This window comes from Enterococcus sp. BWR-S5 (genome assembly GCF_016745255.1).
GTDB lineage: Bacteria > Bacillota > Bacilli > Lactobacillales > Enterococcaceae > Enterococcus_L.
Genome location: NZ_JADOEQ010000019.1, coordinates 21,522 through 46,501, shown reverse-complemented (window position 1 = coordinate 46,501; position 24,980 = coordinate 21,522). Strand labels below are relative to the sequence as shown.

Sequence of the window (24,980 nt, the reverse complement as noted above, 5' to 3'; positions counted from 1 at the left end):
TGTATGGAATTAGTATTACCTCTATTTGAACTAGTATGTTTAATAATGTCAAAAATTATGAATATGCGGAAGCTTAGTCCAGTTACAGACCTAAAATTTAAAGATGTAAATGAAAAAGGGAGATGGAATTATTTTGAAAAAGTAAATAGAAAAACAAAATGAGAGACCAAAAATAGAAGTTTCGGCATTAAATAAAGAAAATTAGGAGGTTGGTAAATCGTGGGAGGAAGAGGTTTCCTTTTTCAAAGAATTATTGTTAGATGTGTCTGAGCATGGAATGATTGGGAGATGATGAAAATGAAAACATATTTATTTGATTACAGATTGAGTAAAAAAGAGGAGAAAGAAGATCTTTTTAATCATAAGTTGTCCTATTTTGAGAAAAGGAGTATGGAAATAAGAGACTATATTTCAGGGAATTTTCCACGATTTAAAGAAATTCAAGATAACAGTGGGATTTTTCTGATTGTTTCTAACAAGTCTGTTGATGATTTAGGAATAGAAATAGCCAAAGCACTTATTTTTAAAGAATCTGATTTTTGGACGTTAGTTGAAGTAAACTTGCAGAATGGTGTTGTTTCTACTGATTTTTTAAGAATCACTTAAAGAGCTGACCAGAAGTGTTTGTTCGAAAGATACCTTGTTGGATGTGGATGAAAACGGACAGGTCAGCGGCTGTCATACTTTGGAGGATTACAGCTCTGAAACCGAGAGTGAAAATCTTAGTATGGATGCATTCATTGTTCAGACCAATTGGCTGATTCAGTCATTGGAGGAGGCTCAGACACAGGATGTATCGCTAAATCTGTTAGATTTCCTGAAAAGCCAGCTTGGGCAGGTTATTTAAAAAATATTTACAGTCTGCAATCTTATTATAAAGCGAATATGGATATGCTTGAACCCGCTAAATTCAATGCTTTAATGTACACGAATCAAAAAATTTATACTAAACTGAAAAATGAAGTACCAACCTACTATTCTGAAGATTCAAAAGTGAGCAGCAGCCAGTTTGCGACAGGCTGTGTGATTCAAGGAACGGTGGAGCATTCGCTGGTTTCACGTCGAAGTAGAATCGATAAAGGCGCTGTAGTGAAGCATTCGATTATCAACACGAGTTCCAAAATTGCTTCGAATGCTTGGATTGAATATGCTATACTTGATAAAAATGTCATTGTGGACCCTGGTGTGCAGATTAAAGGAACTCCGGAGAAACCAGTGGTCATCCGAAAAGGGGAACATGTCACTACGAATGTGTCTGAAGGAGAGGTCTGAATGAAAGTTTTATTTACTGCAGCTGAATGTACACCATTTTTCAAAACCGGCGGCTTGGGTGATGTTGCTGGCGTCACCAGTATTGCGGTATAAAAAAACTGGTGCTTGATGACGTGACGTATTATTTTGTTGATAATCAGTATTATTTTGATCGGGATGGATTGTATGGTTTTTATGATGATGGGGAACGATTTGCCTATTTTCAGCTTGCGGTGGTGGAGATGCTGGAGAAAATTGATTTTATTCCGGATATCATTCATGTAAATGATTACCATCAGCAATGATTCCATTTCTGATTAGAGAAAAGTATCATTGGATTCAGGCGTATCAAGTGATTGAAACTGTCCTGACAATTCATAATATTGAGTTTCAAGGAATTTTTGGCGAAGATATTCTATCTGATCTTTTTGGAATGGGAAAAGAGCGGTATTATGATGGAACGGTTCGTTTTGACAACAATGTTAATTTCCTAAAAACAGGAATTTTATATGCAGGAAGAGTTAATACAGTCAGTCCCTCTTACGCTGAAGAAATTCAGACACCGGAATTTGGCTCGGGACTTGATGGTGTACTGCGGATGGAAAAGGCTAACGAACTGTATGGAAATGTAAGTATCATTTGGTATTCGTGCCAAAATTAAGTATTTCACAGTTCATGGGCTATTAAAAAGGAAAAAGCAGTTTAATGATTTTTGACAGACATACCAATCTAAAATATAGATATGGTAACTGAAAGTTTGGGTGTCGAGGATACCATGTAGATACGGTAGGAAGAAATAGGAAGCCGATAGAATAATATATTCGTAATCAGCTTCAAGAGGATTTAGTAATAGACCCACTCACATTACTTGAAGAGATTAATCCATTTATAGGAAAAGGAAATCAGAAGAAGTAGAAAAAAGAGCTCCTTTAAGGAGCTTTGAGTAAACGTGGTGCACACGGGAGACATTTTCCTCAGTGAGCCTTTCAGTCTGAAGATTTCTAAATATGAAATGAGAACTAACATTCTAAGTTTCGAAGTTTTACGAGAGCTAAGTGACAAATTGGGTTTTCCAATCTCATATTTCTGTTCACAGCAAACTATTAGTAATCATGATGAAGAGTACTATAGGAACCAGGTTGATAGTATTGTAAATCTTTGACAAACATCTTCAAAGATACTATTATGAAAATGTGAGTTGCTATCTCACTCACAGCTATTTCAGCAACCGTTCCTTTTGGGACGGTTTTTTTGTTTATAAGATATCATTAAAATCTTTTGCAAATACTTTTTTAAAGTGATATTGTTAAGATGCAAGTATCCAGCGAAAACTAATCCGTTCAATGAACTTGCAGGTCACTCCTTTTTTGCTTAGCCGCTCTTTAGGAGTGGTTCCTATTCGGTAAAAAATGTGTATTGGCAGCGACTACAGTATCAACTACTGTAGTTTTAACTTAAAAGCAAACCTGTTCAATTTTTCACTATTACTCTTTTGGGGTAACGCTTCTGTTTAACCACTTTCCGTATGTATTCAGCGAGTTTGCTTAATAAGCAGATGTAAAAGAGTATTCAAATTAAGTAAAATTTTTTCCTGAATTAGGTAGGGGCAAATGAGAGTTATTTTAGTATACTGTCAGTATAGTTAAGGGCATTGACACCTCAAAGTCAAAGAATTATTTCTTGTCCTTCACCGTCTCTATGGAGGCTGTTTTTTGTCTACATTTTTTCATTACAAAGGTAAAGTGCTAACATAGTATGTACCATGTTAACTTAACTGCTACTGATTTTTATAGAAAAGCCCTTGTTACTCTTTAGTGAATAGTAAGAGCATTTTTTGTTCGAATTAACTACCCTTTCGTTGTGTTCTATGTTGTCGAACGATATTCAAAGTTAGTCGAAACGTGTATATATGAACATTGTGTTGCTAAATGGCGTTATAGAATAGATAGGAAGCAAAATAATGTATTTTAAAGTTGCCATACAAATTTTTATGAGGGGGAGTTTAAGGGATAATAATCGTGCAATATATATTCTAGCCTATGTTTGAAATGAAACTGAGTAAAAAACAAAAGTTATAATACTTTTCAATAAGGGTAAGTTGGATATCTCGAGTGTAATTATAATTTTTATTAAGTAATGTAAATTTTCATTTTAGATTAGAAAAATTATCATCCGAGCTGTATCTGAATCACTCGAATCGAAAGGTTTCTTCAGTAGGCAAGATGGTTTTGCCCTGCAATTCTAAACGTATAACCTGAGTAATTAGTATCGCATCAAGTTTTATGTAGAAACCTCGTAAAATATCTGATTTGAAAGGGTTGAATGCTGTAACGGATATTTAGAAATGAAAAAATGGAAGCCAGTAATGTCCAGTCATTTCCATGTCTATCATAGTATTTCTGGAAGTAGATGGTATGAATTGATGAATTTTAAGTTGTTCACTCACTTTCATCAATTAGAGCAACTTCGTGGCTTCTCTTATCAACATCATTGCCAATAAAGAACATAAAATCAGATACTTTCAAGGATTTGTCAGATAGTGGTTATCCTCTCTATACTTGGAGGATATAGCCTCGTTTGATATCCAGAAACGATGTTCTATCTAGCTGATTCATATACTATCGCAAAAAGAGGCGTCAGTCTAAAAAAGGAAGATAGTGATTCAAGGAGGAAATACGATGACCTCTATCTGATTACCACAATTTTAAACTAAGGTTTAAATATAACTATTGTCAGTTTTTTCTGACAATAACAACATACGAGGAGGCAACCTATATGACTATAAAAAATTTGTACTTAATGAGACATGGAGAAACGTTGTTTAATAAGAGAAAAAAGATACAAGGCTGGTGTGATTCACCACTAACTGATAATGGTATAGAGCAGACCAAAAGAGCAAGGGAATTATTAAAGGATATTTTATTTGATCATTACTATAGCTCCACTGCTGAAAGATGTTGTGACACCTTAGAAATTATTACAAAAAAACATTATCAAAGAGAAAAGGGGTTGAAAGAAAGGTTCTTTGGAGTTTATGAAGGTGAATCTGAAGATTTGAATCCTCCCTTAGAAGAATATGATGATTTCTTTTCTAAAGGAGGAGGTGAAACAAAGCAGCAAGTGATGGACAGAGTCTTTAAAATACTTCAAACAATTATGGAAAAAGAGGATCATCAATCAGTATTGGCAGTCTCACATGCTGGTGCATGTCGATGTTTTCTTTCTCATTTTGGAAATCCAGAAAAATTATTAGATGGAAAATCGTTTTCAAATTGTTGCATTCTTCATTTTCAATATAAAAACAATCAATTCAAGTTTATAGATAGTTATATTCCCTAATCGTTTTTTTGTCTGCATTCAAATCAAAATATTACCAGAACACGCAACAAAAAGCTATCTCAGAATGAGATAGCTAAAGGGAGTATCACTCAAAAGAGTAATAAAAAGTTGTTGTGGTATATGAATATAATAATGTACAATTAATAGGATGTCAACATGATGGTATTGTATTGTACAGCATTGATGATAAGAGATGTGAATTATAAATGAAAGGGAGTTGCATAGTAATCAGGGACTTTTCTAGCTCATTGTCAAATCTGACTGATGAGTAGAAATAAGGAGGTTGGTTATTGAAAGAGAAAAACTTTCGATAACCAACCTCCTTTGTTATGTCATTCTTACCAAGAAGGCATATGCAATGTCATAATCTATCTGTATTCAAACGGGAAGTGATGAACACCCATGTCAAGACTCTAAAACGTGTCTCTTGCAGCTTTAAATCCTTTCAAAATATGAAAACATGTACTTTTTTTATGAACGATTTGATAAGGGAGTAAGTAGCCGATTGTGATCTGAAATGTTTCGTCCAATCCATGTGGAAGTATCTGCAGTTGTCCAAAGAATTGTTTGTGATTTTTCCTTCGGAAAGCTTCTGTTAATTCATGAAATACTTGATACGTAAAACGCAGTGCAGGAGAAAAATCAAGGAGTCAATCAATAATCGTTTCTTCTATCATGTAGGGAAATTTAGGTGATTTAAAGCTGTGTCATTTTTTGTATCGAATGACTAATTTTGGCGCGATTTTTTAATTTATTCGCTAAATTTTGCTTATTTTTCTGCTGTAATCGTGCAACTTCTTTGATGAGAAAGGTATTAAAGAGCCGATTAAGGTGTTGAGCAACATGAAATCGATCAAGGACAAGCTTTGCTTGAGGGAATACACGTGAAGTCAATTGAAAATAAGAGGCATTTATATTAGTTACTAGAGATTGTACGTGGTCTCGATTTGGATATTTCTGAAAGTAATGAACCAAATGGTTCAATTTTCTAGAAGGAAGAACATCAAGCAACTGCTCTGTTTTCCCTTCAGCACAAATGAAACTTGTACTGTTTTCAAGTGATGTATGGTAGTGAGGACAATGAGAAAAACAAGGGGCTGGTTTAGCTTTAATAACTAAAGTGTGTTTGCCTTTCATGTTTTGTTCTAAAACAGCTAAAATCGTGAGATTTTTGTCTATAATTCGAAGCATTTTTTTGATAGTATTAAGCATAGCATATCGTTTCTGCCGTTAGATTTTGTATGGTAACTTGATCCTATCAGAGAACGATATGTTTTTTTATATAAAAATAAACATGGACTGAGAAAAGTATTTCTACTTTCATCAGTCCTATTTATTGTATGTTCTGAACCCTCCTAGCTACGCTAGGGGTTCCGGAGATTTTCCAGCATGAGTAAAAAAGCCTCTTAAACTGTTAAGATGAAGTTGGTTTCCCAACTACCACATCAAAAAGTTTAGGAGGTACCTTTATGAAAAAGGTTAACGAAAGTTTATCATACACAGTATGGACATGTAAGTATCATTTAGTATTTGCGCCAAAATATAGAAGACAGGTTATTTACGGAAAATATAAAAAATGAGATTTTTGAATCAAGCAATATTAAAATTAGGGTAAATTGATATAATTTGCTAAATCATGTGAAAGTCATGTCTGGAAAGGATATACTTTGAGACAAATATAGAGAATGTTAATGGAATAGGATACTCATAAAAAGATGACGGCTTATTTGACGGCATAAAATTAAGAAGGAAAGGGGAAGATTGCGGACTAAAAAAATACTTTATTGAGTAGTTGTACTTGTTTCAAAACCATATATCCAAAGTAATGTTGACGACAAATTTGACGGCTAACACGCAAATACGATTTTTAACACAACCTTTTCAATGAACAAACATATCTTTTTGTATTTCAAAATATTTTTTTAGGTTTGAATATATTTTCAGTTAGTTCTTTTTCTCAAAAAAAAGTAAAAAAAAGTAAAAAAATGATAAAATAATATATAGACATCTAAAAAAAATTGAGTTATCATTGTTTTATATAGAAAGAAATATGCAGAAACATTTCTCAAAGTATATCCTTTTAAGATAAAAAAATATTACAGCATTTAATGAATATTAGCAAGGAGGGAGTTCATGAATACAGGAGTAATTGATTTATCAGAAGATTTCGATGCGCTTTATTCAGAGGAACTTAAAAAGAATAATATCCATGTTGTACCATTAACGATTGAAAACTATGAACAAAAAGCTATAGGGTTAGATGCGATTATTGTCAGAGAAAATTCATTGAAAGATACAGCGAAGACATGCAACATTCTAATCAAGTTAAGAGAAAGAACAAATGCCCTTGTTTGGGTATTTCCTACTAGTAGTCAAAAACTTGTGCGCACAATTTATTTAGAACTTGGGGCAGTAGGAATTATTCCTGAAGATTGTGAAGCTAATGAACTGCAATTGATTATTTCCAACAATCTAGAAAAGAAAAAAAAGGGAAATGATAAAGTGTTTGGAAATGAGAATACTCTTAGTTCCAGTGAATGTGAAGGTTATGAATACAGTAAGAAATTGCAATTAGTGCCTAGAAATCACAGTGTGAGAATAGTTGGTAAAGGAGAAATTCCGTTGACTAGACTTGAATATAAAATCATGGACATCCTCTATAAAAATATGAATAATGCAGTTTCGTATGAAGAGCTGTATGAGGCTATTTGGGGTAAAGAGTTTAATAATCAAAATTATCGAGTAGCAAACTTAATTTTTCATTTAAGAGGAAAAATAGAACGTAGCTCAGTTAATCCAGAGTATATTCGTACAGTTCGCTCAAAGGGATATATGTTAGATTTAGCTCCTCCTATATGAGATGAGTTTCCTCAAATAAGTATTTCATTTCTCTAAAAAGAAGAACAGGAACACAATGTGAAGTCTAAGCTGTTTTTCTTTTATTAGAAGTTGAAATAAATTCGTATGCTTTGAGGCAGGCATACAGAAAAAATGAGAAAGGAGGAAAAATATGGTGAAAAAAAGAGTCTTGCTTATACTTAGTCTACTTTTTAGCTTAGTGTTTGCTTTCATAAATCCTGCGGAAGGAAATGCGTACATCGGAATTTATCCGGAGCCGGCACCTGTATCAGCCGCTTCAACACCTCAAGAAGTTGCAGACAGTAAAATCAATGTGCTGGATGCTTTCAATTTCCCAGGGGTTTGGTATGCTGCACCGAATGGAGCTGACAGATACAATGCAAATTATGCTTTCTTAAGTGAAAGTCGTAATAATGTGGCAGTTCTTTACAACAGCTTTACCTATAATCAGAAAGGTCAAATGTGGTATAACGAAAAGCTGGATTTGAATTATCCTTTTGAATTTGAAAGTTATGTGTTTGTAGGTGGACGGACATTCAACTCCTTCACACCTTGGGCTGGTGCTGCGAATGGTCTTGTGTTCGTTATGCAGAATGACCCTGCAGGAAATGCTGCAATCGGTGGTCGTGGTGGCGGTATAGGCGTATGGCCTCAAGCTCGCGGAACCTATAATTTCAATATGATTTATAATTCCGTAGGGGTTGAGTTGGATACTACTTATAATGCACTATCCACAGGGAACTATCGAAATGATTTCGATCTTAGGCTAAGAAACCAGTTGGGGCTTACATCTGCAGCGCACACCTATCCACATTTGGCAATGGCTACGACCAAAACCGATACTGCAGGCTATGGTACGACTCAGATAAGTGAAGCATATGATAAATTTACTCATATCGGACCTACATTACCTAATGCAACAGGTAATCCGAATGTTTCGGGCTCAGAAGCTAACTCATGGTTTAATCAGTGGATCAAGCTGAAGATTTCATGGGAACCAAATGGAACACCAGGTGATGCTTCATCAATCACTACAGGGAACCTAAGCTATACATTTGGTCCTGTAGATGTAAATGGAAATAAAATTGAGTATCCAACTCAAACTTGGTCGAATATTGATATCGATGCTACATGGAACAGCTCAAATGGTGGAGCTGCATGGAACCGTCAAGTTTATTGGGGATTCACTGGAGCAAGTCGTTTGGCAGATAATGGTTCTTATGAGACGAATGGAACAATAGCTGAAAGTGCATCGAACCCCGCTGCAGTAGCAATCACAAAGCTTCCGGCAGAACCGGAGATTGATGTTGATAGAAAAGTGATCAATACGACCGCAGGTGAGACGGAAAGTGACTATTCAAGTTTTACAACGGCTAAAGTAGGTGACATTCTTCAATATAAAGTTGAAGTAACAAATGAGCCAATCCCAAGTCATCAGATTCGTTTGAAGAATACGATCATGACTGAAGATTTGGAGAGTAACAGTTATGTTTCTGGTTCATTCAACTATTCAAGTAGTAAATCAGGTGCAACTGCACCAACACCAACGGTCACTGGCACAAACTTTACTTTTACTGATACAGCGAACGAATATCTTCCGGGAGAAAGCTTTACTTATACCTATCAGGTAGAAGTTGGTATGGACACTACAGAGTTTATCAATGATGTTTTGCTGGAAAGTACGTATTCCAGTAGAGCGAATTATGGAGAGACGAATGTAACAGTGATTCCAGAAGGCTTGACTGTAAATAAAACAGTCAGTGAGGATAATCCCAAGGTTGGAGAAATTATAGATGTTACGTCTACTACAACACTGGATTCCGGATTAATGTTGTTCAAAAACTTTGCAGATGCTATTCCAGCTGGCTATGAGTTAGTTCCAAATACAACGAAGTTTGTGCTTACTCATAAAGATAATACAAAGACGGAACAAGCTCTAACAGACAGTGATGTTTGGACTGGTAACAGCACTCTTGGGTATTCATTACTTGTTAAAGAGAATCACTTAACAAGTATTCAAAACAAAGAATTGTATGGTGGAACGGCAGTTAATAATTCCTTCTCTGTCGTTTATCAGATCAAACCGATAGAAGTTAGTAAAGGCGAGCGAGATGTTTCGCTGACACGATCTAGCATTTCTGGATTCAACAAAGTAGATGGTAGTCAAGGAAGTCAAGAGTATTCAGCGACATCTAATGATGTAATAATCGATGTCCTAACAGATATCATCCTTTCTTTCTATGATTCATCAGATGCATTATTGCCCGCTTCTTATATCGATAGCAGTGATTCTAAGTTTGATGGTACCAATCCAGTAACATTGTATTACAACACTGGGGACAACTATGACCTAACAGATATCATTGATGAAATTTCTGACAATCTATTTACAGATTACCAACTGACTTTATATAAAGTCGAGGGTGATGCTGCGTCTATGACTGATATTTCAGGAACAATCAAAAAAGCTGGGAATGAGATAGCCCTTTATTACTCGCCAGACGGTTCTGTCATCGTAAAATTTGTCGATCGAAATGGTGATGAACTATTAACAGAAGTCACTATTGATGATTACTCTGCTGGTCAAACGATTGATTTAACTGATCCAGTAGAAGGTGCAGACGTTCTAACTGCCATTCAAACAATCGAGAATAATCGTTACCAGGTATTCAAGCGTCCGGATAATGAAACAACCGTTCCGGTAACAAGCGCAGGGACAACTGTAACCTATATATTTGATGGGACATTGTCTATCTATCAAGCACCGAAAGTCATTGATTTTGGTGTAGAGAATGTCGTTGGAAGAGATATCAGAGTAGATGAACCGGAATACGATCAGGATTTTATTATTTGGGACAATCGTTACCAACGCTCTACATGGTATTTAACCGCTGAATTGGAAACACCGTTAACGAGACAAGCAGGTTCTGGAACAGTTATTTCAGACGCAATCCGTTATAGAAAGACTAATGACGATCCAAGCAGCGAAGTAATCCTGAGTTCAAACGCTCAAGAGATCGTTGATCGCTCTCAAAGCACAGACACGTACAATATCTCAGATGAATGGCGTGCAGGAAATACCGGCTTCAAGCTGGAAGTACCGGCTGGTTCAGTCAAAGGATTGGGTGAATACCAAGCCACGATATTATGGGTGCTGAGTGAAACTCGCTAGAAGGAGAAGAGGACATGCAAAAAAATAGAATAGTTTTATGCTTGCTTGTAGCACTCTCCTTTCTTACTCTATCACCACTTGGGGCTTCCGCAACAAGTGAAAAGGAGTCTGAAAAATCTGCGAGTGTACAAACAAATGGTGCGATTACGTTTGAATCAGACGCAACTGTAGATTCCAGTACACCACCGCCAACGACAACTGAACCACCTACTACGGATTCATCGACAGTGGATAAACCAACTGGCGGAGGGACCACAAAACCTGGTGGCAGTTACCCGTCGACTGGTGAGATTGTAAAACAAGGTCTGACCGTTGGTGGTGTAGCCGTCGTAACACTGGCATTATTGCTCTTTTTCTGGAAACGGAAAAAAGAGGACAATGATAAGGAGGGTGTGAACCGATGAAAAAATGGACACTACTCTCTATAGCGTACAGCTGTCTTCTGTTTGGAGCACTTAATACTGCAACTGGAGCAGAAGCTACATCAGAAGCGGGAACAGGCATGATTGAATTCGAAGTAGAGGATAAGCAACAGGTTTACGATCCGGAAAATCCAGGGAATGTTGCTGATCCGGGAGATTCGCCTAAAACGGAAGGTTCACTAAGAATTGATTTTGTTCCGCAATTTCAGTTTGGGACTAACAAAGCTGTTAGTGAAGATGCTGTGTATTCAGCGTATGCCCAATTGTTCAAGGATAATACTAGTGCAAGAGGGAACTTTGTTCAAGTTTCTGATTATCGTCCGGAAGGATCGGGCTGGGAGTTGTCTGTCAAACAGGAGGATCAGTTTATCAATCCGAATGGTCGCAAGCTGGACGGTGCGATGATCTCTTTAGATCATTCGTGGACAAGCTCAGTGAATGGGTATTCAACTGCTCCGACTGTTAAAAAAGACGTGATCAACATGAGTGTCGGAGAAAGCCAAATCCTTGCCACTGCTGTAAAAGGCACAGGAGAAGGTACTTGGGCAATCAACTTTGGTGCTTCGGCAGCCAATTCTGCCGGACAGCAGGATACATTGACCCCGTTGCTTGATAAGAACGGTACACCTGTTCTGGATAGCAGCTATGGAAACAAACCAATTTACTTGAATTCGGCTGTTAACCTGAACATTCCGGGAAGAACAGAGAAACAAGCAGGAACCACTTACAAAACGGTGATAACTTGGACTTTGTCCGAGTTGCCATAAATAAAACACACATATTATTAGGAGGAAACACAAATGAAATCAACTTACAAATTAGCTTCAGCAGCTTTGCTGGCCGCTCTAGGTCTAGGCTTGGCAGTAGCATCAGAAACAAAGGCGGCTCCAGAAAAAGGAACAGGTAAAATCGAATTTACACAAACAATCGATGAAAATGAAACAGGCGAAATCACTTCACCACCAGATACAAGTGAACCTTATATCTCTATCGATTCATCAGATGTAATCACAGGCACTGAAGAGTTACAATTACGTGTTATCACGTCAATGGATTTTGACAAGCATGATTTAGTTGCTACTGATACAGCAGCAAAAACATGGCCTGTAAAAGCTTATACAGCGGATAAATTGGATGGAACAGGCACATTTGAAATGCCTCACTTTGTACGTTTCCGTGACTATCGTGCAGAAGATGGACTGAACAACGATTACAAGCTTACTGCAGCGATGACTGGTGAGTTCATGAATGGTACTACTGCATTAGGTGGAACATTGAACTACAAAAATACACGATTGACTACAACGACAAATGCTGATACTTTGCCAAGTCAAGCGGTTCTTGGAAACAGTGGTGTGTTCTCATTGACTCCTGATGGAGCTTCAAAAGACGTTGTTATTCAAAACGAAGCAGGAAAAGGTTACGGCTTGTTCGACGTGATGTTTGGTGAGTATAACCAAATCGTTGATGGAAAAATGGATGCAATCACATTAAGCGTACCAGCGAACACTAAAATCGTTAAAGGAACATACACTGCAGAAATCACTTGGACACTTTCAGATACTATCTAATAGTCAAAGCGATTTTATGCGTCAAGAAATCACCGGTTTCGGTGATTTCTTGTTTACAGTGAAGAGAGGATAGATACAGTGAATAAACGATATAAATTCAGTTTAGTATTTCTATACATAATCAGCTTATTTGTTGCAGCACCACTAGTAGGAGCAGCAGAAGAAACAGGAAGCGCATCAGAAGAAATGACAGAAAGTGGGTCGACATTTAGCTATGAAGTCATTCAGCCGGAAAACCAAGTCGATCCATCTGTTGGTTATTATAATTTGAAACTGTCTCCCGGACAGGAACAGACGGTTCAGATTCGACTCACGAATCCAAGTGCCGTCGAAGTGGCAATAGAAGTAGCGTTGAATGGTGCAGTAACCAATGGCGGTGGCGTCATCGAATACGGACCAAACAAAATTGACAATGACGCTTCGTTGAAATTCCCTTTTGAAGAGGTCGTTTCCGCTCCGGAAGAAGTCATTCTTGCACCGGGTGAAGAAAAGATGCTGGATCTTGTAATCAAGATGCCCGAAACTTCGTTTGAAGGCTATATTTCAGGTGGTATCCGTTTGATGCGCAAAGGACAGGAAGAAGAAACAGATACGATGGTCGTCAATAAAATTGCTTATCTGGTGGGAATGCTCTTAACCCAACAGGAGTCGACTGACATAGAAAATATACCGGAAGATATGCAGTTCAATAAAGTGTATCCTGCGACATCCAACTACCGGAGCGCATTCATGATCAATTTTTCAAATATCCAGCCAATCTATGTGGATGACATGACGGTAGAGGTACAAATTACCAAAGAAGGCAGCGAAGCAGTTCTTTATGATACGAAGAAATCACAAATGCGGATGGCACCAAACACGATGATCGATTTTCCGGTAGAACTGAATGGTGAAGCGATGGTTCCAGGGGATTATCGAGCGAAAATCACTGTGAAAAGTGGAAAAGGCGGTCTTTGGGAGTGGGATGAAGCCTTTACAGTAACTGATGAAGAGGCTGAAAAATTCAATGCGCAGGACTTAACACTGGTACAGGAGCCAGGCTTGAATTGGCAGTTGATTGCCATGATTGCCGGAGGTGTACTGGGTGTCTTGCTTGTGATTTTCCTAATTGTTCATTTTATTCGAAAGAAAAAAGGCGGCAAGAAGAAATCAAAACAAGTGAAGAACAAAAAGAAAACAGAGAAGAAAAAATAGGTTCAGTTGATGACTGAGGAAGGGAGAAATATGTTATGGGATTGGAAATGCTGGATTGGCTGCTAATCGGATTGATTGCGGCAACAGTGATTTTCCTTGCGCTTCTCCTTGCCTATCTGGTTGGCTTTTTCTTCACAGGTCGCAAACTGTCTGCCTTGAAAAAAAGACGGCCGAAAAAAAAGAAGAACCGAAGAAAATGGGCAAGCCAGATCAAGAAAATTGAAGCTCAGAAAAAAAGATATATCAAGCTCTCAATCCTATTCTTATTATTGGGAGGTATCTGTGGCGGAGGCGGTTACTATGCTAAGTATTATCAGATGACAAACCTTGCTGAAAAGGATAAGGAAGCTTTAGTACAGGGGTACTTCTTAATGACCAAGATTGAGGAGCAGCTGGATGAAGCAGCAACAACCGATAGTCCAAAGCGTGTGCAGGGAACGGTCTATGATCTTTCTGCACGCTTGGCAAGCTACGGTGCATCAACACCGGATGGACGGCTGTCAAAAGACGGTTATCTTCTATTAAACCGTTTGTATCAATCCATGAAGGAGCTGGGACTGGTGCTGACCTCGGTGACAGAGGAAAGTATTCAAAATCCAGAATCGATAGAGGAATATAGAGGAGACATCGAAAAGACCAAAGCACATCAAAAAAATGCCTTCGAGCATTTTCGGATTGATGAATCTTCCTTAAAACAAGATAACTAAGAGGGGTTGTTCGGCGAATGAAGCAAAAAAAGCAGACAACAATTAGGGGCGAGCGAAAACCTAAAAAAACCTCTGGAAAGAAAAAACAGGCAGCTCCATCTTCTGCAAAACAAAAACGAAGGCTGCCTGCGAATCGTAAGAAGAAACGAAAAGCGACGCTTAGTCATGGAAAAAGGAAAAGGCAAGCGAGAAAAAAGGGTGAGAAAAAGCGTTGGCTATCTTTCAAGAATGTTCTTGTAGAGCTGACGCTTGTGTTGTTTATATTTGTCGTTCTTTTATTTCCGGTTTTTCGTTTTCTTGTTGTATTTCCGGAAGCAGGAGGCTATGCGATGAGCCCTACATTACAGGATGGGACGAGAACCATGGTTTATCGGCAGGGGAAAATAAAGCGCTTCTCACTGGTGTACTTTGAAGTGCCCCAGCGTAACGATGGGATGAAGACAATCCGTCGAGTCATTGGACTTCCTGGCGAGCGAGTGGAGTATAAGGATGAGTGTCTATATATCAACGGAGAAGAAAAAGTAGAACGTTTTTTAGGCAGTCAGCTTTTGGCTGCACAAGATGGCGGGTATACACTGACAGAAAATCTGTTTCTTGGAGAGATACAGGGCACAGAAAATGGTGTGATTCCTCGAGGTTATTATTTAGTATTGGGAGATAATCGCGTTTTTTCTGTCGACAGTCGGGAGTACGGACTGGTTTCAGAAAAAGAAATGATAGGAACCGTCGAGCTGATTTTTTGATGTAAAAAAAGTCTAAGCGCTTGAAAGAACAAGGAAAAAGAGCAACTGCTCAGTGTTTCTTCTGGTTTGACGATTCCTATCCGACCTATGCGTGCTCCAAACGATACATATGACAAAATTTAGGATGAGGACAGAGTGAAGAAAGAGCAGACAACAATGAGAGCAAAAAGACCTTCGGGGAGTAAAAGTAAGAAGAAAAGTAAGCAGCATTCGTATAAAAAAAGGCCGATGAAAAAGAAGTCAAGCATACAATCGAAAAAAATGAAACAGGTAGCGGGTAAAGTGCCATCGCATCCTTTTTTCCAGAAGTTCTCCCAACTTAGAAGAAGACTTCAAGATTATCGTGAATGGTTTCTTTTCTTTTTGGTAATAGGTATGGGTATCTGGTGTTTTATGACCTTCACGATCCATCAAGTATCGGGAGAGTCCATGGCACCTACTTTGACGAATAAAGAGCGAATCGTTATCCGTAAAACAGACAGTCCGAATCGCTACGACATCATTACCTTTGTTCCGGAAGAAAATCCAGAAGAAAACTATGTCAAACGAGTCATTGGGACGCCGGGAGATGCTTTTTATGTTCAAGGGAAGAGACTATATCTGTTTTCTGCCGGTTCAGAGTATGCAGATACGGCAGAGCTATTGTATGCTGATAATTTGCCGGACAGTACACAGTCATTTTACCTGACAGATGAAACGTCAAATCAACTGTTGGGGATGACAAAAATTCCGATGGATTCCTATTTCGTTGTGGGAGATAACCGTCGCCATTCAACAGATAGTCGAGCATTTTCTTTTGTTAAAAAAAGTCAAATCGAAGGGGTGCTATCTTTTCGAGTGTATCCTTTCAGTAATTTTGGTATTGTACACTAATCATTAAGTAAATGGAGAATGAAGAATGAAATCAAAAGTAACAACATTTATAAAACAGAAAGGTCTGTTGTACGCTGGACTCAGCTTTTTGATTCCGGTAGTCATTATGGCACTTGCCTATTATCGAGTGGATGTACTCCCGGCAGCAGGGCATCGATCGATTCTGGCCTCGGATGCTTATTCACAATATTCGATGTTTTTCGGTGGTTTCAATAACTTAATGCGCAATGGTGAAAGCTTGCTATTCAATTGGTATGCTTCGTTGGGACTGAATAATATCGCCTTCATGTCGTATTATTTGAATAGCCTGTTTACACCATTGGCACTGCTGTTTGAAAATATTCATATGGACTATTTTGTGTATTATCTGACACTTTTAAAATTCGGGTGTCTGGGCTTGGGCTTTTGGGTCTATGCTTCACAAACGTTCAAAATAAGCCGTTGGCAACAACTAATTCTCGCAATCAGTTATGCTTTGATGAGTTTTTCCGTCGCTTATTCTGAAATTACCATGTGGTTTGACGGATTGATGTATCTACCATTGGTGATTTTAGGAATCAATCGTTTGATGGATTTGAAGAAGCCGGCGGTGCTCTTTGTGTTTTATTTTCTATTGTTTATTTCCAATTTTTATATTGCCTTCATGATTGGTGTCTTTTCGTTCCTTTACTTTTGGGCTCGTTTATTTACTCGTCCGAATGCATACAAGCGAAGCATTTTACTGTATTTAGGTACCTCTTTTGTGGCGGGGGGCGCTTCTATGCCAATTATTATCCCAACAATTCTGGATATCACAAGTAATGGAGAAAGCCTGACGGAAATCACGCGGTTATTCACAAAAACGGCAGCACCTCTGAGTATCTTTATCAAGAACATGGTCGGTGTCTATGATTCTACAAAATATGATACCGTTCCATTTATCTACGCAGGCACGGCAGCACTTGTACTGTGTATTTTCTTTTTCCTAACGAAAAAAGTCACGAAACGTATGAAAGTAGCCTATGGCAGCCTTTTAGGCTTTATTTTTATCAGCTTCTATATTGAAGCACTGGACCTGTTGTGGCAAGGTCTACATGCGCCAAACATGTTTTTATTCCGTTATAGCTTTACCTTTTCTTTTGTGGTGTTGATGTTGGCAGGCTATGGCTGGGAGAGATACTCAAAAGAAGATTTTTCTAAACTATCAACAATTATTGTGACAGTATTTGCTCTTTTCCTTGGTGTAAAGTTGTATACGAATTTTAATGAGGAAAATTACCAATATTTTTATACTAGTAGTCTTTTGTGGAGCACGATGTCATTATTTGGTCTGCTGGGTCTGTTTTGGTTGCACCAGAAGCAGAAGCTCCCACGGCTGAGCAGTCTATTGATGGTAGTGCTTGTAATTATCGAGCTATGGGCGAATACGACAGGCTTGGTTGTCGGAATCCTTAATGATTGGACCTATCCGAACTATGTTGGTGTAACAAATGTCTATGATGATATTGAGACACTTGTCGATTATACAAAGGAGGAAACGCCGGACAGTTTTTATCGAATGGAAAACCTGACACCAATCACCATGAATGATTCTTTTTTATTTGGATATAGCGGAGTTTCGATGTTTTCATCAATCCGTAATCGCCATTCCTCTCAGTATCTTGATCAGTTGGGCTTCCGATCAAAAGGAACCAACCTCAACATACTGTATGCCAATAACACATTATTGATGGATAGCTTGCTTGGTGTGAAATATAACCTATCTAAACAAGATGATTCGTTGAAGTTTGGCTATCATGCAGTACAGACTAGTGGGAAATATATGTTGTATGAGAATGATTATGTGCTGCCTTTAGGGATATTGACGGATGACTGGATTTATCAAGAAGGTGCTGTAGAGAATCAGACAAAGCTGATTAACCACTTAGCTGGTCAGGATGAGAATGAATCGATGTTTACCTTCACCGATGCAGAGGTGGTTGACAGTAAGAATACTGACTTTGATTCCCAAATATTAGAAGAAAATAATGTAGAGGTTGTTACCTATACCAGGGAAGATATCGCTGAGCCAATGGAAATCACCTATGAAGTCAAGGTTCCTGCAAAACAGCAGGCGTATCTAACCATTTATCAGGCGGAAGCGGATAGTGTAACCGGCGCGCCGAATATGAAGGCAGAGGTCAAGGGGACGACACACTCGTGGACATTTGGACGAGTGGGGCAGTACATTTCTCTAGGCTATTATGAAGAGGCGCAGACTGTACAAGTGAAGCTGACCTTTACCTATAGCAGACCTGAAGATGAAGAAAAGGCTGTTGTTCTGTTAAAGCCTGATGCAGCGTTAATGGACACGGAGAAATTTGTTTCTACATTGGAAAAGATACAGGAAAAAGGAGTAGACATCGAAGTGAATGGGCGTCATGCTTCAGCTTCTGTTGATTTAAAAGAAGACCAAGTGTTAATGACGACGATTCCGTATGATAAAGGATGGAAGGCCTATGTCGATGGAGAGGAGGTTGAAATTCCGACCTTCAAGGACGCTTTTTTGACGATTCCATTAGTAGCTGGAAAATATACTGTTGAGCTGGTTTATTTCCCTTATGGTATGAGACTTGGACTTTGGCTTGCCGGCGGTAGTGTTTTGCTATTTTTAGCAATTATTTTCTGGTTGAGAAAAAAGCATCGCGAAGAGCCGCAATGGATGCGTGATGTATCCGCAGAGCCAATGGGAGAGTGTACTCAGAAATTAAACCGCCTAGATGAACAGTTAACTTCTGAAGAAATACAAGAGGCTCCAAAAGAATTGACTGTCGAAGAAACAAGCGAGCCAAACGAAAGACTGGATGGAGCAGAAGGAAAAACTAAGCAGAAGCAAGAATCCTTAGTCACTACTTTTTCATTTTCTCAAAAGGAAGAAGATCCGTTTTCTTTTGATTTTGACACAACGAGGATAAAAAAATCAGAAGACTCTCCTAAGGACTAGTCATCAGCTCGGTTTTAAGTACAACATATAAGAAAAAATCAGACACCCCATACCTAGATTAAAGTATGAGATGTCTGATTTTTGTTTATTTACTTCGTTTACTTGTTGGAGTAAAGTTAAATAGTTTTTCTTCAGATAGGTAATGGTTTCGATCGAAGTAAGTACAAAGGAGATTATTATACATTAGAGAATGTGACTCCGGAGAAAATTCCGAACACTAAACGTCCATGAGATGAATATAATCAGTTGTGAAGAGAGTTCAATAGTGGAACCAATGATTTTAGTAATTTTGTTCTAATTAAAGATGTTCCCTATCATAAAGTTTTGACTAATTTTCAAACAGTGACAACACAAAAATTGAAGGTTGGGGAATCATTGGCATTAGATTGTTTAAGGGTTGATACTCCTGTGTTATCCGGATACTCCGAAAGAAATGATCGCAGCTAAAATTAGTCAGTATGATTAAAAATAATAACTGGATTGAATGTGACATAAACCGATTGTATCGCATTCGGTAAACTGCAACAAAACTAGATGGCTCTGTAACTTTTAGAGATAAGTTGCACAGTTTTAAGCATCAATCTTCACTAATATTTTTCGTACAGAATACAGAAACTAAGAAATTATTGGTAGAGAAACAAGGGCCTATTAACCTAACCGTTTCTACCAAAGAAGCTGCAACAGTATTTACTACTGAAACTGACGCAAATAAAGAAGCTTCCAATTTTGATCCGTATGAATTAATTAAAGTTTAACACTCTTAAAAAGAACTAGAGAATTTCATTTATTCTCTAGTTCTTTTTTTATTCGATAAACAGTTTGTCTAGTGATTCCAAATTCTTTGGCTATTTCTGAAATAGAAACATCGGTTGATAAATTTTCTACTACTTGGCGATAGATTGCTCTTTTTTGTGGGTCTCTAGCTGTCTCTGAATATAATTTAGGACGGCCTTTATAAATTCCTCGTTCCTTTGCAATCTTGATTCCTTGAGCCTGCCTTCGTTTAGACTCCGTTCTTTCTTGCTCTGCAATCATTGCTAAAATCTGAATAATCAAATCTTTGATAAAGCGATCGAGTAATGGGTTGCCAATTGCTTCGGCCATAATAGGAAGACTCGTGATTATCAGTCGAACATTTTTATTTTTTAGTAAATTGACAGTCTGAATAATTTCATCATAATTTCTACCCAGCCGATCAATTGCTTCTACCATAAAAATATCAGACTCTCTCACAAAATCTAATGCTTCTTTAAAAATTGGACGCTGCTCGACTGTTGCTCCAGATTTTTTCTCTATAAATATTTTCTCTGCACCAAGTTTTTCAAACTCTTGAATTTGTCTTTCCAAACTTTGCTCGATTGATGAAACTCTCGCATAGGCAACCTTCAAAAAATCTCCTCTTTTCTAGCTGTTTATCACACACCCTAATCATACAATTAGAAAGCAGTAAAATCAATGACTATCACTTGTGTGATTATGGTGTACCCTAATTAGACATTTTTTTCTACTTATGAAAAAATGATTCTGAGAAAGGGGGTGATTATTATTCAGTCGAAAGAATTATTAACGCATTATTCAGAACAACAAAGATTATCAGCGATGGAGAAATTTCACACAATCCAACCGTATTTAGAAAAAAGCCTTCCTACTTATTAAGATTTCTATTGATACTCAGATATCTATTTGTACTCTTCGAATGTGGGTAGCTGCGTACCGGAGAAATGGATTGGCAGGATTAATCAGGAAAGAAAGGAATGATTTCCGAGCCAAGAAAATGTCCGAAGAAGTTCAAAGGGTAACTAAACAGATAGCCATTAAGAATAAAAATATATCAGTCGCTTAGATTCATAGAAAAGTTTGTACTTGGTGTATATCGAATGAATTCCCTTTGCCGTCCTATTATCAAGTTAGAAAGATAATCCAAAATATATCTAAAAATATTACTGCTTAGGGTAAAGAAAGAACGGGTTGTTCATTCCGATGGCATTCATTTATTTGGCTTAAAATATGTTCATACACATTTGGCCGCTTTTGTAAGTGAAAGTGTTGAAATTCGCTATGATCCTAGGGATATCAGCGAAGTCAGAGTCTTTTAGAATAGAAGGTTTCTTTGCATTGCTGTTTCAACAGTATTAGAAAATTATTCCATTGGAATTAAAGAAATCGAAAGGGAACGTAACAAAATTAAAAGAATCCTATCTAAAAAGATAAAAACAACAAGTTCTGTAATAGATAGTTTGAAACAAGAGAAAAAGGCAACAGCTTCAGAGAATGAACAAAGAAAAAAATTGACATTAAGGAGGTATGAAAATGAATGATTGGTCTAATTTTATAGAAACAAAGGAATATCGAAAATTTGTAGAATTTTGTGATTTCTGTGCAAAATACAGATACATCGGAATTTGTCATGGGATACCTAGAGTTGGTAAAACTGCAGCAGCTAAGTATTATTCTAAATGGAGTAGTATAGAAGCCACTGTTAAAAAATCTTCATATTTTTTTGGTTGAATGAAAGAGGATATACCGAATGATATTACAGATGCAGATACTTTGTTCATTACATCGCTAGTTGTACGACCTACTTCAATATACAGTACATTGACCTCTTATGCTCAAAGTTTGATTTGGGCGATTGCCGGTTAAGTGGTTTGACAGAAGAAGAACAGAATGCCTCATTCAATGAATGTATGCGAAAAGCGACCTATGAAGAAGTCAAATTGGTAATTGTTGACGAAGTAGACAGACTCAAAACACAGACAATAGAAATCTTACGCGATATTTACGATTAAAATGATATTGGTCTGGTCCTTATTGGAATGTCAGGAATTGAAAAACGATTATCCCGGTATTCACAATTGTATTCGCGTGTTGGCTTTTCTCATGAATATAAAAAAATGGGTACAACTGAATTAAAGCATATTTTAGAATATACATGGCATGAATTAGGTTTAACAATCTCGTATGAGAATTATGATAATTACGAAGCTGTCAATAGTATTATTAAATTAAGTAATGGTAATTTTCGACTTGTTCAACGTCTCTTTTCTCAAATTGAAAGAATAATGGAAATAAATAATCTTGAAAAAGTAACTACCGAAGTTGTACAGGCAGCTAGAGAATCTTTAATCATAGGAACGAATGATTAACTAAAAAATAGCCCCACTATTTTTAGTTATAGTGGGGTTAATAGTGTAAAAGTACACTTTAAAAAGTGTGCAGGTTATCTCTAAAAGTTACAAGCAGCTAAATCAATAACATGCACCAGCTTCTTTTTAAATAAACAAATTCAAGTTAGAATGCTCACTATCACCAAGATACGTTGCAACACCACCATACTCTACAAAATCGAATAATTCCGAACGATTAATACCCATGATTTCCATACTCATTGTACAAGCAATGAATTTAATGCCTAAGTTATTTGCTTTTTCAATCATTACTTCGAGAGAATCAACATTTTTTTGCTTCATTACATTTTGCATCATTTTAGATCCCATACCCATCATATTCATTTTTGAAATAGGTAGGCTTTTAGCACTATTTGGGAGCATAATATCAAACATTTTTGCCATCCCATGTTTCTTTATTTTTTGTTTTTTCAAAATACTTAGACCCCAGAACGTGAAGAAAATAGTGACTTCTTTACCCAAGGCTGCCGCACCACTAGCAATAATCATTGAAGCAAGTGCCTTATCTAAGTCGCCGCTAAAAACTACCATTGTAGCACCATTTTTTGTTTCATGAAGCACTCCCTCAGTAGTAAGTGAATGAGGTTCTGTTTCATTTGCTGTTGCTATTCCTTTAGTAATTTTAGCAACTACTTTAGAACCAATCAATTGATTGTCAATTAGGGTGTTACCAGTGTTTTTACACCAAGCTTCAATATCTGTGATGAAACCAAAATCACTAGCTTTGATTTCTAGTGTCTCTCCGTTACCCATTCTATCAATAGTTTCTTTTACTTTTAAAATGGGTCCTGGACATTGTAGGCCGCAAGCATCAATAGAGATTATTTTATTTGATTCAACTGTAGCTATGTCACTTTTCTGATTGCTTGCTATGCTAGTATTAGTTGTACTTAGACGATAAGTTGCTTGTTTGTATGTTTTAAAACCGCCATCTAGATTTTTAACAGAGTAACCATGCTGCATTAAGATTCGTGCGGCGTTATATCCTCTTAGGCCTACCTGACAATAGACGTAGATTGTTTGATCTTTAGGAATCTCATCGATCCTAGAACGAAGTTTCGCTAAAGGAATGACATGGCTAGTTGGTAGCTCACCCGTTGCCAATTCAAATTCTTCTCGTACATCTAGTAGATAAGCATTTTTTTCAAGAAGAGCAGGTATCTCCTGCCAGCCAAATGTTTCTATCTTTTGATTCAATAGATTATCAGCAGTATAGCCTAGCATATTAACTGGATCTTTAGCACTAGAATAGGGAGGAGCGTAAGCTAATTCAATAGAAGCTAGTTGGTCAGCTTTTGCACCAAACTTCATTGCAGTTGAAATAACATCAATTCGTTTCTCCACGCCGTCTGTTCCAACTGCTTGAGCCCCTAATATTTTTCCATCTGGAGTAAACAATAGCTTTAGAGCGATTGGGCTTGCATCTGGATAGTAACTGGCATGTGAATTGGGGTGGATATGAATGCTTTTGTAATCAATGCCTAATCTTTTCAATGTATTCTCAGAATTTCCAGTAGAAGCAGCTGTTAGCTCGAATACTTTGGCGACAGAAGTACCTTGAGTTCCAGTGTATGCTATATCAAGACCATTAATAATGTCTGCTACAAGTCTTCCTTGTCGATTTGCTGGCCAAGCTAAAGGTATTATCGTCTGCTGTTGATTAACAAAATCAGTTACTTCAATAACATCTCCTATTGCATAAATATCTGGATAGTTCGTTTCTAATTTCTTGCTTACTTTGATAGCACCACGAAGTCCGATATCTATACCTGATTCTTTAGCTAAAGAGCTTTCAGGAGTCACTCCTATAGCAAGAATTGTTAAGTCAGTTGTTAATGTTTTCCCACTAGTTAGTATTAGTTCATTTCCTTGCTTTGAAAAAGCCTTTAAACCATCATTTAGGATCAAATTGACGCCGTACAGGTTTATTTGAGAATGAAGAATCTGAGCTAACTCAAAATCAATGTTTGGCATAACTTGAGGAGACATTTCTACAAGATTTACTTGAATTCCTAAATCAATCAGGTTTTCCATCATTTCTAATCCAATGAATCCTCCACCTACAATCGTTGCTTCCTTCACTTTGTTTCTTTCAATGTAGTTTTTGATTTGATCCATGTCAGGAATATTTCTTAAACTAAAGATATTTTTTGCTTGTTCAAGACCTTCAATTGGAGGAATAATTGCTTTGGCGCCTGTTGAAATAATTAGTTTGTCAAAAGACTCAACATAGGTTTCTTTTGTTTGATGATTTAAAACAGAAACGTTTTTTTTCTGGGGATCAATGGCTGTAACCTCAGAAAAATTACGAATATCTAAATTGTATTGCTCGCTCATACCTTCTACGGTTTGTAATAAAAGATCTTCACGATTTTTAATCGTACCACCTATGTGATAAGGTAGACCACAATTGGCAAATGAGATATATTCTCCTTTTTCAAAAAGAATAATTTCGTCCTTTTCATTTAATCTTCTGAGTCTAGTCGCAGCAGTTGCACCACCAGCAACACCGCCAATAATGACAATTTTTTTAGACATATTTTTTAGCTCCTATTCTGTAGTTAATTAATTCCTATCTTTGCTAAAAAGAATATTGATACGTATAGTTTATCTTTATATACAAAAGAAAATATACCCTTTGTGGGTATGCAAGTCAAGCTTGGTTTTGAAAACAGTGTATTTATTTATTCGAAAATAAA

General features: G+C 37.2%; 20 protein-coding genes and 4 pseudogenes. 21 read left to right on the top strand and 3 right to left on the bottom strand.

Annotated features, from left to right (window positions below):
* Nucleotides 1-297: 297 nt before the first annotated feature.
* From IW510_RS18385 to IW510_RS21390, 7 genes and pseudogenes are all read left to right on the top strand, one after another.
* Nucleotides 298-606 (top strand): hypothetical protein, encoded by a 309-nt coding sequence (locus tag IW510_RS18385; protein ID WP_202062089.1) that lies wholly within the window; start codon nucleotides 298-300, stop codon nucleotides 604-606.
* A gap of 37 nt (nucleotides 607-643) precedes the next feature.
* The gene (locus tag IW510_RS18380; RefSeq protein ID WP_202062087.1) at nucleotides 644-847 is read left to right on the top strand and encodes a hypothetical protein; all 204 of its coding nucleotides are present in this window, start codon (nucleotides 644-646) and stop codon (nucleotides 845-847) included.
* Between the two features lie 44 nt (nucleotides 848-891).
* Nucleotides 892-1,272, top strand: a complete 381-nt coding sequence (locus IW510_RS18375) for a hypothetical protein (protein WP_202062086.1) — start codon at nucleotides 892-894, stop codon at nucleotides 1,270-1,272.
* A pseudogene (locus tag IW510_RS18370) lies at nucleotides 1,273-1,855 on the top strand (glycogen/starch synthase); the annotation flags it as partial.
* Between the two features lie 47 nt (nucleotides 1,856-1,902).
* A pseudogene (locus IW510_RS21395) lies at nucleotides 1,903-2,166 on the top strand (transposase); the annotation flags it as partial.
* A gap of 1,860 nt (nucleotides 2,167-4,026) precedes the next feature.
* Nucleotides 4,027-4,590 (top strand): histidine phosphatase family protein, encoded by a 564-nt coding sequence (locus tag IW510_RS18365; RefSeq protein WP_202062084.1) that lies wholly within the window; start codon nucleotides 4,027-4,029, stop codon nucleotides 4,588-4,590.
* A gap of 336 nt (nucleotides 4,591-4,926) precedes the next feature.
* A pseudogene (locus tag IW510_RS21390) lies at nucleotides 4,927-5,087 on the top strand (ISL3 family transposase); the annotation flags it as partial.
* A 199-nt stretch (nucleotides 5,088-5,286) separates the two neighbouring features.
* On the opposite strand, the gene IW510_RS18360 reads toward IW510_RS21390, so the two are convergent.
* Nucleotides 5,287-5,802 (bottom strand): transposase, encoded by a 516-nt coding sequence (locus IW510_RS18360; RefSeq protein ID WP_202062083.1) that lies wholly within the window; start codon nucleotides 5,800-5,802, stop codon nucleotides 5,287-5,289.
* 257 nt (nucleotides 5,803-6,059) lie between these two features.
* Here IW510_RS18360 and IW510_RS18355 point away from each other — a divergent pair.
* The 11 genes and pseudogenes from IW510_RS18355 to IW510_RS18305 all read left to right on the top strand — a co-directional run.
* A pseudogene (locus IW510_RS18355) lies at nucleotides 6,060-6,167 on the top strand (transposase); the annotation flags it as partial.
* A gap of 556 nt (nucleotides 6,168-6,723) precedes the next feature.
* A complete protein-coding gene (locus IW510_RS18350) occupies nucleotides 6,724-7,449 on the top strand; it encodes a winged helix-turn-helix domain-containing protein (RefSeq protein ID WP_202062081.1) in 726 nt (241 codons plus the stop codon).
* 151 nt (nucleotides 7,450-7,600) lie between these two features.
* Nucleotides 7,601-10,621, top strand: a complete 3,021-nt coding sequence (locus IW510_RS18345) for a WxL domain-containing protein (protein ID WP_202062079.1) — start codon at nucleotides 7,601-7,603, stop codon at nucleotides 10,619-10,621.
* A 14-nt stretch (nucleotides 10,622-10,635) separates the two neighbouring features.
* On the top strand, nucleotides 10,636-11,025 hold the full coding sequence (locus IW510_RS18340; protein WP_202062077.1) for an LPXTG cell wall anchor domain-containing protein: 390 nt from the start codon (nucleotides 10,636-10,638) through the stop codon (nucleotides 11,023-11,025).
* Entirely contained in the window at nucleotides 11,022-11,810 is a 789-nt protein-coding gene (locus IW510_RS18335; RefSeq protein ID WP_202062075.1) for a WxL domain-containing protein, read from the top strand. The genes IW510_RS18340 and IW510_RS18335 overlap by 4 nt, the downstream gene beginning before the upstream one ends.
* Before the next feature lie 33 nt (nucleotides 11,811-11,843).
* On the top strand, nucleotides 11,844-12,614 hold the full coding sequence (locus tag IW510_RS18330) for a WxL domain-containing protein (RefSeq protein ID WP_202062073.1): 771 nt from the start codon (nucleotides 11,844-11,846) through the stop codon (nucleotides 12,612-12,614).
* A 78-nt stretch (nucleotides 12,615-12,692) separates the two neighbouring features.
* Nucleotides 12,693-13,808, top strand: a complete 1,116-nt coding sequence (locus IW510_RS18325) for a DUF916 and DUF3324 domain-containing protein (protein ID WP_330932670.1) — start codon at nucleotides 12,693-12,695, stop codon at nucleotides 13,806-13,808.
* 35 nt (nucleotides 13,809-13,843) lie between these two features.
* A complete protein-coding gene (locus IW510_RS18320) occupies nucleotides 13,844-14,515 on the top strand; it encodes a hypothetical protein (protein ID WP_202062071.1) in 672 nt (223 codons plus the stop codon).
* A gap of 17 nt (nucleotides 14,516-14,532) precedes the next feature.
* The gene (gene lepB, locus IW510_RS18315; protein ID WP_202062069.1) at nucleotides 14,533-15,258 is read left to right on the top strand and encodes a signal peptidase I; all 726 of its coding nucleotides are present in this window, start codon (nucleotides 14,533-14,535) and stop codon (nucleotides 15,256-15,258) included.
* A gap of 135 nt (nucleotides 15,259-15,393) precedes the next feature.
* Complete coding sequence (gene lepB / locus IW510_RS18310; protein ID WP_202062067.1) at nucleotides 15,394-16,131, top strand: signal peptidase I; 738 nt, start codon at nucleotides 15,394-15,396, stop codon at nucleotides 16,129-16,131.
* 25 nt (nucleotides 16,132-16,156) lie between these two features.
* On the top strand, nucleotides 16,157-19,093 hold the full coding sequence (locus IW510_RS18305; protein WP_202062066.1) for a YfhO family protein: 2,937 nt from the start codon (nucleotides 16,157-16,159) through the stop codon (nucleotides 19,091-19,093).
* A 780-nt stretch (nucleotides 19,094-19,873) separates the two neighbouring features.
* Here the strand turns inward: IW510_RS18305 and IW510_RS18300 are convergent.
* Entirely contained in the window at nucleotides 19,874-20,482 is a 609-nt protein-coding gene (locus IW510_RS18300) for a recombinase family protein (RefSeq protein WP_202062064.1), read from the bottom strand.
* A 536-nt stretch (nucleotides 20,483-21,018) separates the two neighbouring features.
* Between IW510_RS18300 and IW510_RS21670 the strand changes: the two genes are divergently transcribed.
* The 3 genes from IW510_RS21670 to IW510_RS21380 all read left to right on the top strand — a co-directional run bounded on the left by IW510_RS21670 (nucleotide 21,019) and on the right by IW510_RS21380 (nucleotide 22,239).
* Nucleotides 21,019-21,189 (top strand): Mu transposase C-terminal domain-containing protein, encoded by a 171-nt coding sequence (locus tag IW510_RS21670; RefSeq protein WP_202062202.1) that lies wholly within the window; start codon nucleotides 21,019-21,021, stop codon nucleotides 21,187-21,189.
* A 214-nt stretch (nucleotides 21,190-21,403) separates the two neighbouring features.
* Nucleotides 21,404-21,601 (top strand): hypothetical protein, encoded by a 198-nt coding sequence (locus tag IW510_RS21385; RefSeq protein ID WP_236674813.1) that lies wholly within the window; start codon nucleotides 21,404-21,406, stop codon nucleotides 21,599-21,601.
* Nucleotides 21,602-21,909: 308 nt separating this feature from the next.
* The gene (locus IW510_RS21380) at nucleotides 21,910-22,239 is read left to right on the top strand and encodes a hypothetical protein (protein ID WP_236674812.1); all 330 of its coding nucleotides are present in this window, start codon (nucleotides 21,910-21,912) and stop codon (nucleotides 22,237-22,239) included.
* 126 nt (nucleotides 22,240-22,365) lie between these two features.
* Here IW510_RS21380 and IW510_RS18285 read toward each other — a convergent pair whose 3' ends face one another.
* Nucleotides 22,366-24,819, bottom strand: coding sequence for a CoA-disulfide reductase (locus IW510_RS18285; RefSeq protein ID WP_202062063.1), 2,454 nt, complete (start codon nucleotides 24,817-24,819; stop codon nucleotides 22,366-22,368).
* Nucleotides 24,820-24,980 lie beyond the last annotated feature (161 nt).

What these genes read in the sequence shown, in the direction of transcription:
- IW510_RS18385 (WP_202062089.1), top strand. Translation starts at nt 298, where the DNA reads ATGAAAACATATTTATTTGATTACAGATTGAGTAAAAAAGAGGAGAAA.
- IW510_RS18375 (WP_202062086.1), top strand. Translation starts at nt 892, where the DNA reads ATGCTTGAACCCGCTAAATTCAATGCTTTAATGTACACGAATCAAAAA.
- IW510_RS18365 (WP_202062084.1), top strand. Translation starts at nt 4,027, where the DNA reads ATGACTATAAAAAATTTGTACTTAATGAGACATGGAGAAACGTTGTTT.
- IW510_RS18360 (WP_202062083.1), bottom strand. Translation starts at nt 5,802, where the DNA reads ATGCTTAATACTATCAAAAAAATGCTTCGAATTATAGACAAAAATCTC.
- IW510_RS18350 (WP_202062081.1), top strand. Translation starts at nt 6,724, where the DNA reads ATGAATACAGGAGTAATTGATTTATCAGAAGATTTCGATGCGCTTTAT.
- IW510_RS18345 (WP_202062079.1), top strand. Translation starts at nt 7,601, where the DNA reads ATGGTGAAAAAAAGAGTCTTGCTTATACTTAGTCTACTTTTTAGCTTA.
- IW510_RS18340 (WP_202062077.1), top strand. Translation starts at nt 10,636, where the DNA reads ATGCAAAAAAATAGAATAGTTTTATGCTTGCTTGTAGCACTCTCCTTT.
- IW510_RS18335 (WP_202062075.1), top strand. Translation starts at nt 11,022, where the DNA reads ATGAAAAAATGGACACTACTCTCTATAGCGTACAGCTGTCTTCTGTTT.
- IW510_RS18330 (WP_202062073.1), top strand. Translation starts at nt 11,844, where the DNA reads ATGAAATCAACTTACAAATTAGCTTCAGCAGCTTTGCTGGCCGCTCTA.
- IW510_RS18320 (WP_202062071.1), top strand. Translation starts at nt 13,844, where the DNA reads ATGGGATTGGAAATGCTGGATTGGCTGCTAATCGGATTGATTGCGGCA.
- lepB (WP_202062069.1), top strand. Translation starts at nt 14,533, where the DNA reads ATGAAGCAAAAAAAGCAGACAACAATTAGGGGCGAGCGAAAACCTAAA.
- IW510_RS18305 (WP_202062066.1), top strand. Translation starts at nt 16,157, where the DNA reads ATGAAATCAAAAGTAACAACATTTATAAAACAGAAAGGTCTGTTGTAC.
- IW510_RS21385 (WP_236674813.1), top strand. Translation starts at nt 21,404, where the DNA reads ATGAATGATTGGTCTAATTTTATAGAAACAAAGGAATATCGAAAATTT.
- IW510_RS21380 (WP_236674812.1), top strand. Translation starts at nt 21,910, where the DNA reads ATGTCAGGAATTGAAAAACGATTATCCCGGTATTCACAATTGTATTCG.
- IW510_RS18285 (WP_202062063.1), bottom strand. Translation starts at nt 24,819, where the DNA reads ATGTCTAAAAAAATTGTCATTATTGGCGGTGTTGCTGGTGGTGCAACT.